Here is a 16472-nt window from a genome sequence, read left to right as displayed (position 1 = left end):
TCGCTCGCTCGTTCAATCTTTCTTGATTGGCGGGAAGCTAGAGCTTCCTGAACAGGTTACCCAAGCTGGAGCTTGGGTAACAGCATAAAAGGTTGTGGTCTCAAGCGGGAAGGGGTATGAAGCTTGGGGTCAAGCCGTACATTTGACACCCTTTGGCTTCTGTCTCGTTCTCTAGCTCAAACTTGGGAATACCTACCGTCAAGCACGGCTTGGCATTTTCCCCCGTGGCGCTTCACTGCCATTAACAATTAAGCCGTCAAAGAGTCCAAGTAATGCTGAAATTCCGGCTCGAATATGCTTAAAAAGCCTGCTGCCATGGTACTGGACTCCGCCAGTTCATGGCGGAATGACGGGTACCCCTTAACTTAATGGTAGTATCGTGGCGCTTAGGTTTTGAGCAGGACCGGGTAAATAAAACGGATCAGATGCAAATGAAATGCGATAGTCACTAACCGGGGGGGGCGAGGGCGTAAATATGGAAACTGTTAATGGCCAATTAAACTGAGCCAGAAATGGCCAACAATTTTGAGCCACTTTTTCAGACTTTATTTGTACCAATAAATCTGACAGAGTCCCTGAATTTTTTCCAGGGAGCGTCATGAAGGAGTGGATTGTGATCCATCAGATTAAAGCGTTATACAACGATGGCAACGGCTTATCCGAGCGTCAGATTGCCAGTCAATTGGGTATTTCCCGTAACACCGTGAGCAAATACCTGAAGCTGTCGGCTGCGGACATTAGTGCCCTGCAGGAAGAGATAGCCCGTGGTAAGAAGCTAGACGATTACCGCGACTACATTATTCAGTTGCTGCAAACCTATCCGGGCTTGTCAGCGGTCAAAGTGCTGCGCAAACTGAAGGCCAAAGTGGACGATTTGGCCGTTTCCGACCGTTTGGTACGGCGTTATATACAGGCTCTCAAGCAAGAGATTAGCTTTAAGCAGGCGCGTTATTATGAGCCGGTATTGGACATGGTGCCGGGCGAACAATGCCAGGTCGATGGCGGCGAACTGCGCGATGTGATGATTGGCGGCGTGGCGACGACGGTATATTTCATGGTGTTTGTGCTGTCGTATTCGCGTCTGATGCATGTTTCGGTCTGCGCCAAGCCGATTGATACCGAAACGCTGATTCGCCAGCACGATGCGGCATTTCGCTATTTCGGCGGCATACCGCAAGAGTGCGTGTACGATCAGACCAAGCTGGTGGTCATTAGCGAAGTGTTTCGCGAGTTGCGCTTGAACCAGCGCTTCCATCAGTACGCCACGGCAGCGGGCTTCACGATTCGGGCTTGTGAAGGTTATGATCCGGAAAGCAAAGGCAAGGTCGAGGCCGGGGTCAAATACGTCAAACAAAATGCCTTGTATGGCGAGACTTTTACCGACTGGGATGCTTTGAAGGCCCATATGACCGACTGGCTCGACGGGATAGCCAATCAACGGCGACACGGCACCACCGGCCAACAACCGGCGATACATTACGCGGCCAACGAGCAAGGCCATATGCGGGCTTACCTGACGCCGTCTTGTGTTGACGCGACCGCCAGCCAGGCCCGCATCACCCGCAAGGCGGATAAAACCGGCTTGATCGCCTGGCAATCCAATAAATACTCGGTACCGATGGCGTATCAATGCGCCCGTGTCGCCGTGCATGAAGCTAACGGCGTCATCCAGATCAGCGATCTCAGTACTCACAAAGTGATCGCCGAACATGCTGTGTGTCTAGAAAAGGGGCAAATTATTAAGAACCGGCATCATTACCGGGATATGTCGCTACGCATCGAAACGCTTGAAAAGGACTTGCATGAACTGCTGCCGTCTCCGGCGGTCGTGACTCAGCTGTGTGCCCTGTTGAAAGCCAGCTCGCCGAAAATCTACAAAGACCAGCTGGCCGGTGCCAAGCAGGTGCTGACCGAGCAGATCAAACAGCAGGGTGCGATTCCCGAAGCGGTGCTGACGCGACTGATCGACACGCCTCGGTTAACGGCCAGCGGCCTGAAAGAACGACTGGAGGCCTGGCGGCAGTCTGTGGGACGCTCGGACGACAGCGATGCCCTATCGATGCCGCCATCAGAGCAGGCCACTGCCGCCATCAAGCAAGAATGTCCGCTGGCCCGTTATCGTGCCCTGAATGGCCACTCGGCTGGCCAAGGAGAGAGCCATGCCATCCATTGATCAGATTGCCAGGCAATATCGCAGCTTGTGCCTGACGGCCATTGCCGAACACTTGCCAACCTTGCTTGGCCAAGCCGAGACCCATGAAAGTTCCTACCTGCAGTTTGCCGAAAGCTTGGTTGAACATGAACAGCGCCAGCGCAACGCCAAGCGCATCGAGCAAAACCGCAAACGCGCTGGCTTTCCTTTGCTCAAAAGCCTGGAAGAGTTCGATTATCGCTTTCAGACCACCATCAGTAAACGGGAAGTCAACAGTCTGCTCGACTTCGGCTTTATCGACAATCGGGACAATGTGGTCTTCATCGGACCGCCCGGGGTCGGCAAGACACACCTGGCCATCGGCATCGGCCTGAAAGCCATCGATGCCGGTTATAAGGTCAGCTTCAACACCGCGCTAGGCTTGATGGAGGCCTTGGAACTGGCCGAACTCAAAGGCGAGTTGAAAAAGAAAATCAACCAACTGCTCAAATTCGATGTACTGATCATCGACGAACTGGGTTACCTGCCGATGAACAAACAAGGCATGCACAACCTGTTTCAGCTCATCAACGCGCTGTACGAATACCGCTCGGTGATCCTGACCACCAACAAGGAATTCACCAACTGGGGCGAGTTTTTTATCGATGACAACGTCGCCGTACCCATCGTCGACCGCATCATCCATCATTCACACATTTTTATGCTAGGAGGGGAAAGTTATCGACTCAAATCAAAGCTAAATCAAGCATCGTAACCCTGGAAAAGTGGCTCAATTTAAATGGCCAAAACTGGCTCAATTCTGTTGGCCATTGACAGAAACTATAAACACTGTCCAGGAATAAAAGACACAGCATGACTTATGCTAAACTGAGCGTCATGTATTGTCTTGACCTTGTCCTGTCCCATGAAAGAAAAGTACATCAATCTATTCACCGATTTTGGCTTTAAAAAAGCCTTTGGCGAAGAGGCAAGTAAAGAACATCTGATTAGCTTTTTGAATACCTTGCTGCCGGAACGGCACCAGATTGAAGAACTACAGTTTTGTAATAACGAGTACCAAGGCGCGACGGCGCTGGATCGCAAAGCCATCTTTGACCTAAATTGCGTCAGCGCGACCGGTGAATATTTTATTGTCGAGCTGCAAAAAGCCAAACAGAACTTCTTCAAAGACCGCAGCGTCTTTTACGCCACCTTCCCGATTCAACAGCAAGCCCAACGTGGCGACTGGGATTTTAGGCTGTCGGCGGTCTACACCATCGGCATCCTGGACTTTGTGTTTGATGATGAGGACAATGCCCAGCGCGATGAAGTCATCCATCGTGTGCAATTGAAAAATCAGCATCATCAGGTGTTTTACGACAAGCTGACCTTTATCTACTTGACCTTGCCCAACTTTAGGAAAACGGAAGACCAACTCGACACCCTGCAAGACAAATGGTTCTTTTTGTTCCGCCATTTGCATGAACTGGACGACATCCCGCCGCGCTTGCGCGAAAAAGTCTTTTTGAGCTTGTTTGAAAAAGCGAGCATTGCCCGTTTTGAGCCCGAAGAGCGCCAGGCCTATGAATCTAGCTTGAAATACTACCGCGATTTAAAAAATGTCATCGATACCGCGCGAGAAGAGGGTAGAGAAGAGGGTAGAGCGGAAGGTAAAGAAGAGGGTAGAGCGGAAGGTAAAGAAGAGGGTGAGCAAATCGGTTATCAAAAAGCCAGAGCTGAATCGGTATTGAAAATGCTCGGTCATGGGATACCGGAAGCGGAAGTGGCTAAATTGCTGGACTTAACGCTAGAGGATATTCAAGAACTTACCAGAGGGAGATCAAATGACGGATAACAATCAACTTCCTGAGCGGGACGGCTTAACTTATCGACCCAGGATTTTTCCATTCACCCTTCGACAAGCTCAGGGCGAACGGAAAAATCCTTAACTTAATGGCAGTGGAGCGGGACGGGGTATGTTGCCAATCCGCATCAATTGAATAATTTCATTACCCCAGGGGGCTAGGTTACTCATCCGCTGAAAATCTTGGAGTGTGCCACAGGCACACAAACTGACGCTATACGGAAATAGCGATCAGATGTGTATAAGCTCATTGGAAGATGATGGTAGGTCCATCAAAGTCTGCTGTCGGAAACCGGCTTTAAACCACCTCAAGCTGCTTGTATTAAGAGTGCAGGTAGTGAGCGTTGAGGAAAAGCTAATTCATAATTAGCAGGTAGGGTACAGAGAGACGAGTTAAACCGAACCTATGTTGACGCGTCGTTATTCAGAGACTCGACATCAAAACCTGGGGCGTCCAAGACTTCAGGGATGAGTCTGCAAGCGGATCCGAAGTCTGTGCAGATGGTGTCCGGCGTATAGTGGGCGTGACTCTGTACCGGGCTTTCAATGGGAACTGTGGGAACCAGTCATCATGATGTTAAGGGAGAAATGCAAATCACTAAATTGATAAGTATGAGAGTACCGATGCGTGATACTGGGGCGGAGTTGCTCGTAGTAGTGTTGAAGCGTTTGTAATGAACGAGGAGCGAAGGGGCAACATCAGGCAGCCTTTATTGCTATCACAACTGTTGAAAGGCAGGAGGATGATATGAGCGAGGCAAAGCCATTTGTCATTTCGAAATGGCAAGTGATGCGTGCATTTGAATTGGTGAAAGCCAATGCGGGTGCTGCAGGTGTTGATAGGCAATCGTTGGCAGATTTTGAAAGAAATCTGAAAGACAATCTTTACAAGTTATGGAATCGGCTGTCGTCCGGCAGTTACTTCCCGCCGCCTGTCAAAGCGGTAGCCATACCGAAGAAAGCAGGTGGCGAACGGATTTTGGGTATACCCACCGTGAGTGATCGTATTGCTCAGATGGTCGTCAAACTGGAATTTGAACCCCAGGTTGAGCCGCACTTTTTGCCTGACTCGTATGGCTACAGGCCGAATAAGTCAGCACTCGATGCGGTGGGTGTCACGCGAGAACGTTGTTGGCGCTATGACTGGGTACTTGAGTTTGATATTAAGGGATTATTCGACAATATACCGCATGATCTATTGCTTAAAGCGGTCTATAAGCATACCGATACGGCTTGGGTGAGATTGTATATCGAGCGCTGGTTGACGGTGCCGATGCAGATGCCCAATGGGGAATTGAGTAGCCGGGGAAAAGGCACGCCACAAGGTGGAGTTGTCAGTCCGGTGCTCAGTAATCTGTTTCTGCACTATGTCTTCGACAAATGGTTGCAAAAGCACTACTCGGATACACCCTGGTGTCGTTATGCCGATGATGGTCTGGTGCACTGCCGGAGTGAGGCAGAAGCCAAACACATGCTGGAAGCACTGAAACAACGCTTTCAGTCCTGTGGGCTTGAACTTCATCCGGTGAAAACCAAGATTGTTTACTGTAAAGATGGAAGTCGCAAAGGGCGCTATAAGCATACCTCCTTTGATTTTCTGGGGTATACGTTCAGACGGCGACTGTGTAGGAATCGCAAAAGAAACAGTGTGTTTGTAAACTTTACGCCGGCGGTGAGTAAAGCGGCGCTGAAGTCAATGCGAGGAAAGGTCAGAAAGTTACGAGTCAGAACGCGTACCGAGTTGAGCTTAGGGCAAATAGCACAATGGTTGAATCCCATCATTAGGGGATGGATAGGCTATTATGGTTGTTATACCCGATCTGCGTTATATGGTATGTGTCGTCACGTCAACATGACTCTGGTGAGGTGGGTAAGACGAAAGTTCAAGCCGCTACGCCAGCATAAAATAAAGGCAATGCTGTTTCTGGAGAAGATTGCAGATCAACATCCAAACTTGTTTGCCCATTGGCGGGCGGGAATGATAGGTGCGTTTGCCTGATGGGAGCGGTATGAATCGAGAGGTTCACGTACCGTTCTGCGAGAGTCTGTGGGGGAAGTGCCTGCGGTCTACTCAACAACGGAGCGTTAGCGAAGTGAAGATTTTTAGTCCCCGATAGCCGTAGCGCCGGGTGTTTTGCCGGAGTCTGCGCGAATAGCGCAGGCGGAGGCAAAATACAAGGCATCGCGACACGGCGTAAAGCCATTTGTGGGAGTGCTACGAAGCCGCATCGAGTTTACGATGATGTGGCGTAGTGGCACGGACGCAGGGCGAATCGGGGCCGCCGAAGGCAATAATCGCCAAGTCATTTTTCGCTGCTGAAATCGGACGGACCCCATTTCAGCTTTCGCGAAAAATCTTGGCGCGCTTGCGATCATGCAAAGATTTATTAAAACCGGCTTTTAGAAGACCCAATTTGTATTGGATACCGATCGAAGACGCCTTGTTCGGATTGGAGTATACCTTTCGCACTTCAAATTTCGGCAGTGCTAGAGGAGGCGCCTGGGTGTCCGACAAAGGCTTTGCCAGCATGGAGCTGGCATAGAGCCTACAGGGACGTATTCACGGCGTCCTTTGACGAGCACCCCGGTGCCGAATTTTGATCTACGAGGGGTATACATGCGCTACCGCCGCGATCTCGAAAACGGCAGTCAAGGCGGTTTCGACATGATTTATTTCAGGGCGTTGTATAACTTCTAACGAGACTTTGCGGCTCGCCGGCCCGGTTGCTTGCGTTGTTTATTTCCGAAGCCGGTATGTTTGGTTGTAAATCGCTGCGTCTTGGCGGGGGCTGAGTCGACGGTGCCTTTCGGCTGAAACGTCGGTACCAAATGCTTTTTACCGTTGCCGATCAAGTCGGCGCGCCCCATGTTTTTCAAGGCTTCGCGCAGCAGCGGCCAGTTTTTCGGATCGTGATAGCGTAAAAAAGCCTTATGTACACGGCGTTGCTTGACGCTTTTCGGAATCGAAATATCCGGTGCCTTGCGGCCGATCTTATGCAGCGTGTCCTTGCCGGAATGATACATCGCGGTTGCGATCGCCATCGGCGACGGCAAAAAGGCTTGAACCTGATCGGCACGGAAACCGTTGCGTTTGAGCCAGAGTGCGAGATTCAGCATGTCTTCGTCGGTCGTGCCCGGATGCGCGGCGATGAAATAGGGGATCAGATACTGCTCCTTGCCGGCTTCCTTCGAATACTTATCGAACATTTGCTTGAAACGATCGTAGGTGCCGATGCCCGGTTTCATCATAAGCGACAACGGACCTTGCTCGGTATGTTCCGGCGCAATTTTCAAATAACCGCCGACATGGTGCGTGACCAGCTCCTTGACATATTCCGGCGACTCGACGGCCAGATCGTAGCGTAGTCCCGAGGCGATGAAGATTTTCTTGATACCGGGCAGCGCACGGGCGCGCCGGTATAATTTGATCAAATGGGAATGGTCGGTATTCAGGTTGTCGCAGATACCGGGGAATACGCATGAAGGTTTACGACAAGCCGCTTCGATTTTCGGATCCTTGCAGGCCAATCTGTACATGTTTGCGGTTGGCCCGCCCAGGTCGGAAATATGGCCCGTGAAATTCGGCGAGGTGTCGCGGATCGCCTCGATCTCGCGGATGATCGAATCTTCGGAGCGGCTTTGTATGATGCGCCCCTCGTGTTCGGTGATCGAACAGAATGTGCAGCCGCCGAAGCAGCCGCGCATGATATTGACCGAGTGTTGAATCATCTCGAACGCGGGAATGTTCGCCTCGCCGTAACGTTTATGCGGCAGGCGCGAATAGGGCAGGTCGAACACGCCGTCCATTTCCTGCGTGCTGAGCGGGATCGGCGGCGGATTGACCCAGAGTAATCGGTTGCCGTGCTGTTGAATCAATGCGCGCGCGTTCCCAGGGTTAGTTTCGCCATGCATCACGCGCGAGGCATGGGCGTAAAGGATGCTATCGTCCTTGACGGCCTCATAGGCCGGCAGACGAATGACGGTCTGCGCGCGTTTGTCGTTGCCGATGCGCCGCTCGAAACGGATCACATTGCCGGCCGGCTTGCTGTCGCAGGCGGGTTCTTCTTGATAAGGGTTTGCGGGTGGCGCGACATGGCCCGGAATGTCGACATCGGTCGAGTCTTTTTCGAGCCAACCTTCGGGAATTTGTTTGACGAAATGCGCGGTGCCGCGAATGAATTGCAAATCGGCGATGGCTTCGCCGCCTGCTAACCGGTGCGCGATCTCGACGACTTGCCGTTCGGCATTGCCGTAAACCAACAGGTCGGCTTTCGAGTCGAGCAAGACCGATTTTTTGACCTTGTCCGACCAATAATCGTAATGCGAAATTCGGCGTAGGCTCGCTTCGATCCCCCCGATGACGATCGGAATATTTTTAAAAGCTTCGCGGCAGCGGTGCGAATACACGTTGACCGCTCGATCAGGTCGTTTGCCGGCTTCGCCGCCCGCAGTATAAGCATCGTTAGAGCGGATCTTTTTGTCCGACGTGTAGCGGTTGACCATCGAATCCATGTTGCCGCCGGTCACGCCGAAAAAAAGATTGGGTGCGCCGAGGCGCTTAAAATCTTCCGCGCTAGTCCAGTCCGGCTGCGAAATAATACCGACACGAAAACCGTGTGCTTCAAGGAGTCTGCCGATCAGCGCCATACCGAAGCTCGGATGGTCGATATAGGCGTCGCCGGTGACTAGAATGACGTCGCACGAATCCCAGCCGAGTTCGTCCATTTCGGCGCGAGTCATCGGTAATTCGGGCGCCGTTCCGAAACGGTGCGCCCAGTATTTGCGGTAGCCGAAAAGATTCGGTGCGCTAGGCATCGCGGGAGCAATCATGGTTTGATAATCCGGTTGAATAAAGTACGGTTGTTGCGCTTTAAATCTTGTAAAAAAACGGGAAATTCCAGATGATAATTGTTCTCGAGGGCTTGCGTACGGCCTCGTAGTTCTTTTTGAGTCGGCAAGGGCATTGGGTCGTTAAAAGCAAAGCCTATGACATTGCCTCGTCCGCGCACCGGCAGAAACAATAGGCGCCAGTCGAAAACCCGGCCTAAGTGCCAAGCGACATCCTGAAACAGCGCTTTGTCGGTGCCCCATAAATTGATGATTAGCATGCCGTCCGGCTTCAACAAAGTCTTGCAGCCGTCGAAAAACGCTTCGCCGCCGATCGAATCGGACATGCCTTCGTGATCGAACGCATCGATCATCAATAAATCGTAGCTTTCCGATGCCGTTAGACTCTTTTGGCGGATATAGTGCCCGCCGTCGCCGATTTTTATTTTCAGACGCGAATCGAGCGGTAAATCGAAATGACTGCGTGCGATTTTAACGACGCCGCGCCGGTATTCTACGACCTTTATTTTACAGTCTTCGAAGCGTTGCAGTAAAAACTTTGCCAAAGACCCGCCTCCTAAGCCTATCATCAATACATCGCCGGGGGCGTCTTTAAACAACAGCCAGGCCATCATTGCGCGGGCATACAGCGAATGCAATTGGTCCGGATCGGTCAGCAACATGCTGCTTTGCCGTGATGACGAGCCGAAATGCAAGGCGCGAACGCCTTCCGATTCGACGATTTCGATGACGCCTTCTTCATCGAAGCTTTGGTGAACTAATTGTCCCTGGTATTTACGCATAGAGTCGGATAATCCGAAAGATGGAGGCAGGTTAATAAATGGAGGGAAGAATTTGCCTATATTTTCGCTGAAATTGGACGGCCTGTCTCAAAAATCGGCGCATAGGCATATTTATCGAGTTAATTTTCGGATATTAGAGGATTGAATCGACGGCAGCGATTTGATTCGATTATGCTAAAATTTACCGCCGACCGATTCAGACTCTATAATTAAGCGTTACGTCGTTTAAATTCCCAAACGGCATGAGCCGGGTTTAAAAAAGCGGAGGAAGTGTTTTCCGCGTTTACACTGCATAATGTTTTTATAATCACAAACTTTATAACCACAAAGCTTAAATCTCATGAACAAACCAAAAAAAGTCGCAATTCTCACTGCGGGCGGTTTAGCGCCTTGCCTTAGTTCAGCCATCGGCAGTCTCATCGAGCGTTACACCGAAATCGACCCTTCGATCGAGATCATCTGCTATCGTAGCGGTTACAAAGGCCTGCTACTCGGCGATTCTTACGCCGTGACCCCGAAAATCCGCGAAAACGCCGCGTTGCTGCATAAGTTCGGCGGCTCGCCGATCGGCAACAGCCGGGTCAAACTGACCAACGTCAAAGACTGCATCAAGCGGGGGTTGGTTCAAGAAGGTCAGGACCCTCAAAAAGTGGCGGCCGATCAATTAGTCAAAGACGGCGTCGATGTTCTGCATACGATCGGCGGCGACGATACCAATACCGCAGCAGCCGATTTGGCGGCCTTCTTGGCGAAAAACGATTATGGATTGACGGTCATCGGTTTGCCGAAAACGATCGACAACGACGTATTCCCGATTAAACAATCCTTAGGTGCATGGACTGCAGCGGAGCAAGGCGCACATTATTTTCAAAATGTCGTGGCCGAGTATAACGCCAATCCACGCATGCTCATCGTTCATGAAGTCATGGGCCGCAATTGCGGATGGCTGACTGCCGCAACCGCAATGGAATACCGCAAATTGTTGGATCGCTCCGAATGGCTGCCTGAAATCGGTCTCGATCGCGCGGCATACGAAGTACACGGTGTCTTCGTTCCCGAAATGGAAATCGATCTGGCAGCCGAAGCGAAGCGCTTGCGCGAGGTGATGGATAAAGTCGATTGCGTCAATATATTCGTTTCGGAAGGCGCGGGTGTCGATGCGATCGTCGCCGAAATGCAGGCCAAGGGCCAAGAAGTTCCGCGCGATGCGTTCGGTCACATCAAGCTTGATGCGGTCAATCCGGGTAAATGGTTCGGCGAGCAATTCGCCGAAATGATCGGCGCGGAAAAAACCTTGATTCAAAAATCGGGATATTTCGCACGGGCATCGGCATCGAACGTCGATGATATTCGTTTGATCAAATCCTGTGCCGATTTAGCGGTCGAATGCGCATTACGCCGCGAGTCCGGCGTCATCGGTCATGATGAGGATAACGGTAACGTCTTGCGTGCGATCGAATTCCCGCGCATCAAAGGCGGCAAACCGTTCGATATCGACACGCCTTGGTTCGTGCAAATGCTTGGCGGAATCGGGCAAAGTAAAGGCGCGCGAGTCGAAGTGAGCCACTAAAAACTGTATTGGCCGGGCGGCTGCCGTTGCCCGGCTTGTTATGTGATTTTTTTTCCTCACGCGAAGGCGCGAAGACGCTAAGGAAAGCAAAAAGTCAAAACTGGATCGTTTAGCGGCAACGCGAAGGAAAGAATAAACAAGAGTCTGAAATAACACGTTAAGCTTGCTGGTAAATCAGGCTGTGATAGCAGCGCATTCATCATTCATTATCCCTTCGCGTCTTCGCGTGAGCCTCATCTTCACAATCCAGCATAACCCAAACACTATCGTTTCATTCAAGCCCCAATATGAAATCCCATTGCGTTTTCGAAACCGGCATGATCGATAGGCGGTTGCCGCGTCTGACTAGGGCAAGGTCTTCCAATTCTGGGTATTGTTTCAGTTCTTGTAACGGGATCGTGCGGGATAGTTTTTTTACGAATTGAACATCCACCATGAACCATCGCGGATTGTCGGGCGAGCTTTTCGGGTCGAAGTGTTTGTCGTCGGGGTCGAATGCGAAAGGGTCGGGGTAGCCTTCTCGGCTAATTTTCATGATCCCGACGATGCCGGGGATATCGCAGTTGGAATGATAAAAGAAAGCCAAATCGCCGATCTTCATTTGATCGCGCATCATATTTCTGGCTTGGTAGTTTCTGACGCCGTCCCACGGTTCGGTCTGATGGGGTCTATTAAATAAATCGTCGATACCGAATTCGTTAGGTTCGGATTTCATTAACCAGTAGTTCATGGATATAGGAAAGGCAATAAAGGCAGTATCTCCCACCTGCGCCGTAATGAGCTTTCGTCCTTGAACCGACGGTTCAAGTGGGAACGCAGATGGCCTTTCAGGCTTCCCGCGTAAAGCGGGTATGCACACCAATGCCGAACAATTGTTCCCGGGGTAAATATAGGTTCAGGAAACACCCAGCCCACCCTCGAACGCTGCAGGAGATACAGGACTTCATTTTAACGCGTTTCTGCAATTTCCAAAACGTTTTCTATTTTATTACTCATTTTTATCAGGCTTTCCTGCAGATGTAATTCCAGTTCGCGGTTGCGGGATTCGGCTAGATGAAGTTCGTGAGCCATGTTCAACGCCGCCATGACGGCAATGCGATCGGCACCGCTGACTTTGCCGGAGTCCCTTATTTGGCGCATTTTTTTGTCGAGTTGTCGCGCGGATTCGGTCAGTCCGTCTTGCTCCTCGGGTTCGCAGGCGATTTTATATTCTTTGCCGAGTATGTTGAGTGTGACGGCGGAAGTGTTTCTGCTCATGCACCATGCTCCATGGATTTTAAACGGGAGATCATCGCTTCGACTCGGGTTTTGGCTAGTGTGGTTTTTTCAAGTAATTTGGCTTTTTGCTTGACGAGTTCCGCTTGTTTAATTTTAAGCGAATGGTTTTCATTTTTGATCGCATTGTATTGTTCGATCAAACGATCGAGCTTTTCTTCCAAGTCTTTTAATTCCAGTGAATGGTCGTTTTCAGCGTTTGGCATAATAATTTAAGTAGATAAAGTGTAGTCATCGATTGGCAAATTTCGGTTTTTATGCCCCGGCCTTTTTCAATGGGGTAGCGGCGAAGGAGCCGAATTTACCGTGCGAATAAACTCAAGAAGACAAAATGTGCAACTTGGCTAATTGTACTGAAAATGACGGTTTGCTAAAAATAACTTTCTCTCAGTATTATCCATTCGTCCAATCAATGTTAGCATAAGCCGGTTAATTTTTTGGAATCCGTATTTTTTAACAAGAAAATGATTTATCAGACAATCGATCAGACGCTACGGGAACAGGGTGCCGAGGTGACGGCAGCAGAAGCGCATGGCATTGCAACCGGAATGTTGTGTGTTGATGTAAGAGCCAGTCAATCAAATTGGCTGGATGAGCTATTCGGAGAAGGATCTGCCGCATCTGGCGGAAATGTTGTGCTAGGGGATTTATTCGAACAAACCAGATCGTTATTGACGGATGACGATTATACCTTCGATTTAATGTTGCCGGATGTCGACGATGATAGCTTAAGCGAAGCCGTTGAAGCGATGCGCGATTGGTGCCAAGGTTTTTTGTTCGGTATCGGTTTTAGCCAATCGTCTTCAAATTGGACCGGTGATGTCGGCGAAATAGTGAAGGATATTGTCGAAATCACTAAGCTGGAAGTCCTCTCGGACGATGAAGATAGCGAAGAGAGCCAAGAAGCCTTTGCTGAAATTCAAGAATACTTACGAGTTGCAGTACAGTTAATTCGTAATGAATTGTCCGGTTCCATTAGCAGTACCACTCATTAAAGATATACCTTTCGCATTTCAAATTTCGGCAGCACCTGAGGAGGCGCCGGGGTGTGCGGCAAAGGCTTTGCCAGCATGGAGCTGGCATAGAGCCTACAGGGATGTATTCACGGCGTCCTTTGACGGACACCCCGGCACCGAATTTTCATCTGCGATGGGTATAAAACACGCATCCGATCCAGTTAACCGGTCCGGATGCTATTTATCGAAAGAGCGGTTCATGCCTGTCGCCGATACTTCATTAGTCGAGTAGCGACTGCTTTACTGCCTTTTGATTGAAAAACCGTCTAAGAATGAAAGGCATGGGATGTGTCTATCGAGGACCGCCGTGAACCCATCCATGGGGCTTGACGGCAGCGCTCCCTGCTGCCGACATCCTCGCTAGCCACACCCCATACCTTCATAAAGTTATCTAATTTTTGAGTATAAAGGGGGTATGATCGCCCTCTTTCACAGTAAAAATCGAGAACGACAGAAAAAATGAAGCAAGCAGAATTTAAAAAACGCCGTAAGCGGTTAATGCAACAGATCGGCAAGGGTAATATCGGGTTGATACCCAGCGCCTCGGCGCAAACCCGTAATCGAGATGTACATTACCCGTTTCGTCAAGATAGCGATTTTTATTATCTGACCGGATTCAATGAGCCGGATGCGCTAGCGGTATTCATCCCCGGTCGGCAGCAAGGACAATATTTGCTTTTTTGCCGCGAATACGATGAGAAAAAAGCGCTTTGGGAAGGTGCGCACGCCGGTTTGATCGGAGCAACGACCGATTACGGCGCCGACGATGCGTTTCCGATCGACGATATCGATGAAATACTGCCTGGACTCATTGAAAATAAAGAAAAGGTTTTTTATCCGATGGGCCGAGATAGCGATTTGGATCACCGCCTGCTCGAATGGGTGCATCATTTACGCAATCAATCTCGGGCCGGCGTCAATGCGCCGTTGGAGTTGGTATCGCTCGAACATATCTTGCACGAAATGCGTTTGTTCAAAAGCGAGGCCGAAATCAAACTGATGCGTAAGGCGGCCGAAATTTCCGCCGATGCGCATGTCAAAGCGATGCAAAAATGCCGCGCCGGCTTATACGAATATCAAATCGAATCCGAAATCATCTATCATTTTTTACAGCAAGGTTTAAGGGCGGTCGCCTATCCTTCGATCGTAGCCGCCGGTAAGAATGCTTGCGTGCTGCATTACACCGAAAATACGTCTAAATTAGCCGACGGCGATTTGTTATTGATCGATGCGGGTGCCGAATGCGATCACTATGCGGCCGATATCACGCGCACTTTTCCCGTTTCCGGGCGTTTTTCCGAGCCGCAAAAGCAACTTTATCAACTGGTGCTCGATGCTCAGTCGGCGGCCTTGGCCGAGATCAAGCCCGGCAATCCTTGGAATCAGGCTCATGAGGCATCGGTAAAAACCTTGACTAAAGGCTTGGTTAAATTGGGTTTGCTGAAAGGGCGCGTGGCGAAACTGATCAAGGACGAAGCCTATAAAAAATTCTATATGCACCGAATCGGGCATTGGCTCGGCATGGACGTACACGATGTCGGCGATTACAAGGTCAAGGACGAATGGCGGATATTGGAGCCGGGCATGGTGTTGACGATAGAACCCGGCCTTTATATTCCTAAGGATTGCGAGCAAGTCGACGAACAATGGCGGGGTATCGGGATCAGAATAGAAGACGATGTGCTGGTGACGCAAGACGGGCACGAAATATTGACCGGCGGCGTGCCGAAAAGCGTTGAAGCCATCGAAGCGTTGATGCAGGCGGCCTGATGCGGACACAATACGATGCATTGATTATCGGCGGCGGATTGGCCGGTAATTGCCTGGCCTTGGCATTGCAAGGTTCGGGGCTCGAAATCGCCGTGATTGAAGCTCAGAGCCGCGAGCAATTACAAAACTCATGGGCCGGCGATCGCGCCTTGGCATTGGCTGCCGGCACCGTGACGATGCTGGATGCGCTCGGAGCGTGGCAGGGAGTTTCCGATAAGGCCGCGCCGATCGAGAATATTCATGTGTCCGATCGCGGGCATTTCGGGAAAACCCGCTTGTCGGCGAAAAAGGAAGGCGTCAAGGCGCTGGGCTATGTGATCAAGGCACGCGACATTGAAAGCCATGTCGCGGACTTGGTCGAACGGTCCGGAGTTACCAAACTCAGTCCGGCTCGATTGGCGGGTTTGGCCAGTACCGATAGCGATATTGGCGCGAATCTCGAATACCATGACGAATCAATAACCTTGACTGCCAAGCTACTGATCGGCGCTGACGGCGGTAATTCCTCGGTGCGGAAATTGCTCGATATTGGGCAGCAAACGACCGAATACGGGCAAACGGCGTTGGTGACGACTGTAAATTGCTCATTGCCGCATCGTAATACCGCTTTCGAACGCTTTACCGTTTCCGGGCCCTTGGCTTTATTGCCGATCGAAGGAAGTCAATGCGCCGTGGTTTGGACCAATACGCACAGGGATGCGGAAAGCTTGATGTCGGTTTCCGATAAGGAATTCATCGAACGATTGCAAGAGTGTTTCGGCTATCGCCTGGGTGAGTTGAGTTTGGCGGCTCCGCGCAGGGCCTTCCCGCTGACCTTGGTACAGGCCGAAACGATGGTGAAAGGGCGCGCCGTGATCATCGGAAATGCGGTGCATCAATTACACCCGGTTGCAGGACAAGGTTTCAATCTGGGGCTTCGCGATGTCGTGCAGTTAGCTGAGATGCTGATCGAACAAGCCAAGCGCAAGCGCGATATCGGCGACTCGATGTTCTTGAAGGGCTATGCTCAATCCAGGCGCAAGGATCTGAATAAAATAATCGGCTTTACCGACAACGTAGTCAGGATTTTTTCGAATGACTGGTTGGCCTTGGCGGCCGCCAGAAATTTGGGTTTGGCATTGCTCGATATATTGCCCGGCGGTAAATCGTTATTGACACGCCATGCGATGGGCTTGGCCGGCAGACTGCCGCGCGTCGGAAACAGGAGATAAGGCGG

Annotated in this window: 14 protein-coding genes and 1 other RNA gene; 9 read left to right on the top strand and 6 right to left on the bottom strand. The window is 50.8% G+C overall.

All coding sequences use genetic code 11. The features are described 5' to 3' along the window. The first annotated feature begins 613 nt into the window (after positions 1 to 613). The 5 genes from istA to METBU_RS0111190 all read left to right on the top strand — a co-directional run bounded on the left by istA (position 614) and on the right by METBU_RS0111190 (position 6538). Positions 614 to 2173 (top strand): IS21 family transposase, encoded by a 1560-nt coding sequence (istA, locus tag METBU_RS0111210; protein WP_083877846.1) that lies wholly within the window; start codon positions 614 to 616, stop codon positions 2171 to 2173. Beyond that, positions 2160 to 2906 carry an IS21-like element helper ATPase IstB gene (istB, locus tag METBU_RS0111205; RefSeq protein WP_017840713.1) on the top strand — a complete coding sequence of 249 codons (747 nt, stop codon included), beginning with the start codon at positions 2160 to 2162 and terminating at the stop codon, positions 2904 to 2906. Before istA ends, istB begins: the two co-directional genes overlap by 14 nt. Positions 2907 to 3056: 150 nt before the next feature. Then, positions 3057 to 3986, top strand: coding sequence for an Rpn family recombination-promoting nuclease/putative transposase (locus METBU_RS0111200; RefSeq protein ID WP_017840712.1), 930 nt, complete (start codon positions 3057 to 3059; stop codon positions 3984 to 3986). 757 nt (positions 3987 to 4743) lie between these two features. Beyond that, the gene (gene ltrA, locus METBU_RS0111195; RefSeq protein WP_014148637.1) at positions 4744 to 5994 is read left to right on the top strand and encodes a group II intron reverse transcriptase/maturase; all 1251 of its coding nucleotides are present in this window, start codon (positions 4744 to 4746) and stop codon (positions 5992 to 5994) included. 253 nt (positions 5995 to 6247) lie between these two features. Further along, complete coding sequence (locus METBU_RS0111190) at positions 6248 to 6538, top strand: hypothetical protein (RefSeq protein WP_017840711.1); 291 nt, start codon at positions 6248 to 6250, stop codon at positions 6536 to 6538. 151 nt (positions 6539 to 6689) lie between these two features. On the opposite strand, the gene METBU_RS0111180 is transcribed toward METBU_RS0111190, so the two are convergent. Next, positions 6690 to 8825 (bottom strand): YgiQ family radical SAM protein, encoded by a 2136-nt coding sequence (locus tag METBU_RS0111180; protein WP_017840710.1) that lies wholly within the window; start codon positions 8823 to 8825, stop codon positions 6690 to 6692. Then, complete coding sequence (locus METBU_RS0111175) at positions 8822 to 9625, bottom strand: spermine/spermidine synthase domain-containing protein (protein ID WP_014149725.1); 804 nt, start codon at positions 9623 to 9625, stop codon at positions 8822 to 8824. The genes METBU_RS0111180 and METBU_RS0111175 overlap by 4 nt, the downstream gene beginning before the upstream one ends. A gap of 340 nt (positions 9626 to 9965) precedes the next feature. Here METBU_RS0111175 and METBU_RS0111170 point away from each other — a divergent pair, with 340 nt between their 5' ends. Beyond that, positions 9966 to 11195, top strand: coding sequence for a pyrophosphate--fructose-6-phosphate 1-phosphotransferase (locus METBU_RS0111170; protein ID WP_017840709.1), 1230 nt, complete (start codon positions 9966 to 9968; stop codon positions 11193 to 11195). A 271-nt stretch (positions 11196 to 11466) separates the two neighbouring features. On the opposite strand, the gene METBU_RS0111165 is transcribed toward METBU_RS0111170, so the two are convergent. The 4 genes from METBU_RS0111165 to METBU_RS0111155 all read right to left on the bottom strand — a co-directional run bounded on the left by METBU_RS0111165 (position 11467) and on the right by METBU_RS0111155 (position 12676). Further along, positions 11467 to 11925, bottom strand: coding sequence for an EVE domain-containing protein (locus METBU_RS0111165; protein WP_017840708.1), 459 nt, complete (start codon positions 11923 to 11925; stop codon positions 11467 to 11469). A 25-nt stretch (positions 11926 to 11950) separates the two neighbouring features. Beyond that, positions 11951 to 12131, bottom strand: a non-coding RNA gene (gene ssrS / locus METBU_RS26295) — 6S RNA. 12 nt (positions 12132 to 12143) lie between these two features. Beyond that, complete coding sequence (locus tag METBU_RS0111160; protein ID WP_017840707.1) at positions 12144 to 12452, bottom strand: cell division protein ZapA; 309 nt, start codon at positions 12450 to 12452, stop codon at positions 12144 to 12146. Further along, positions 12449 to 12676, bottom strand: a complete 228-nt coding sequence (locus tag METBU_RS0111155) for a TIGR02449 family protein (RefSeq protein WP_017840706.1) — start codon at positions 12674 to 12676, stop codon at positions 12449 to 12451. The genes METBU_RS0111160 and METBU_RS0111155 overlap by 4 nt, the downstream gene beginning before the upstream one ends. Before the next feature lie 258 nt (positions 12677 to 12934). Between METBU_RS0111155 and METBU_RS0111150 the strand changes: the two genes are divergently transcribed. The 3 genes from METBU_RS0111150 to ubiH all read left to right on the top strand — a co-directional run bounded on the left by METBU_RS0111150 (position 12935) and on the right by ubiH (position 16467). Beyond that, positions 12935 to 13465: a UPF0149 family protein gene (locus METBU_RS0111150; protein WP_017840705.1), complete on the top strand. Its 531-nt coding sequence runs from the start codon at positions 12935 to 12937 to the stop codon at positions 13463 to 13465. 480 nt (positions 13466 to 13945) lie between these two features. Then, positions 13946 to 15256, top strand: a complete 1311-nt coding sequence (gene pepP / locus METBU_RS0111145) for a Xaa-Pro aminopeptidase (RefSeq protein WP_017840704.1) — start codon at positions 13946 to 13948, stop codon at positions 15254 to 15256. Beyond that, on the top strand, positions 15256 to 16467 hold the full coding sequence (ubiH, locus tag METBU_RS0111140) for a 2-octaprenyl-6-methoxyphenyl hydroxylase (protein ID WP_017840703.1): 1212 nt from the start codon (positions 15256 to 15258) through the stop codon (positions 16465 to 16467). Before pepP ends, ubiH begins: the two co-directional genes overlap by 1 nt. Positions 16468 to 16472: the final 5 nt, after the last annotated feature.

Origin of the sequence: Methylotuvimicrobium buryatense 5G, from assembly GCF_000341735.1 — a bacterium.
Classification (GTDB): domain Bacteria; phylum Pseudomonadota; class Gammaproteobacteria; order Methylococcales; family Methylomonadaceae; genus Methylotuvimicrobium; species Methylotuvimicrobium buryatense.
Note: the sequence above shows the minus strand (reverse complement) of the source record. Positions and strands in the feature narration are given on the sequence as shown.

What these genes read in the sequence shown, in the direction of transcription:
- METBU_RS0111165 (WP_017840708.1), bottom strand. Translation starts at nt 11,925, where the DNA reads ATGAACTACTGGTTAATGAAATCCGAACCTAACGAATTCGGTATCGAC.
- ltrA (WP_014148637.1), top strand. Translation starts at nt 4,744, where the DNA reads ATGAGCGAGGCAAAGCCATTTGTCATTTCGAAATGGCAAGTGATGCGT.
- pepP (WP_017840704.1), top strand. Translation starts at nt 13,946, where the DNA reads ATGAAGCAAGCAGAATTTAAAAAACGCCGTAAGCGGTTAATGCAACAG.
- istB (WP_017840713.1), top strand. Translation starts at nt 2,160, where the DNA reads ATGCCATCCATTGATCAGATTGCCAGGCAATATCGCAGCTTGTGCCTG.
- METBU_RS0111170 (WP_017840709.1), top strand. Translation starts at nt 9,966, where the DNA reads ATGAACAAACCAAAAAAAGTCGCAATTCTCACTGCGGGCGGTTTAGCG.
- METBU_RS0111200 (WP_017840712.1), top strand. Translation starts at nt 3,057, where the DNA reads ATGAAAGAAAAGTACATCAATCTATTCACCGATTTTGGCTTTAAAAAA.
- METBU_RS0111175 (WP_014149725.1), bottom strand. Translation starts at nt 9,625, where the DNA reads ATGCGTAAATACCAGGGACAATTAGTTCACCAAAGCTTCGATGAAGAA.
- METBU_RS0111150 (WP_017840705.1), top strand. Translation starts at nt 12,935, where the DNA reads ATGATTTATCAGACAATCGATCAGACGCTACGGGAACAGGGTGCCGAG.
- METBU_RS0111160 (WP_017840707.1), bottom strand. Translation starts at nt 12,452, where the DNA reads ATGAGCAGAAACACTTCCGCCGTCACACTCAACATACTCGGCAAAGAA.
- ubiH (WP_017840703.1), top strand. Translation starts at nt 15,256, where the DNA reads ATGCGGACACAATACGATGCATTGATTATCGGCGGCGGATTGGCCGGT.
- METBU_RS0111155 (WP_017840706.1), bottom strand. Translation starts at nt 12,676, where the DNA reads ATGCCAAACGCTGAAAACGACCATTCACTGGAATTAAAAGACTTGGAA.
- METBU_RS0111180 (WP_017840710.1), bottom strand. Translation starts at nt 8,825, where the DNA reads ATGATTGCTCCCGCGATGCCTAGCGCACCGAATCTTTTCGGCTACCGC.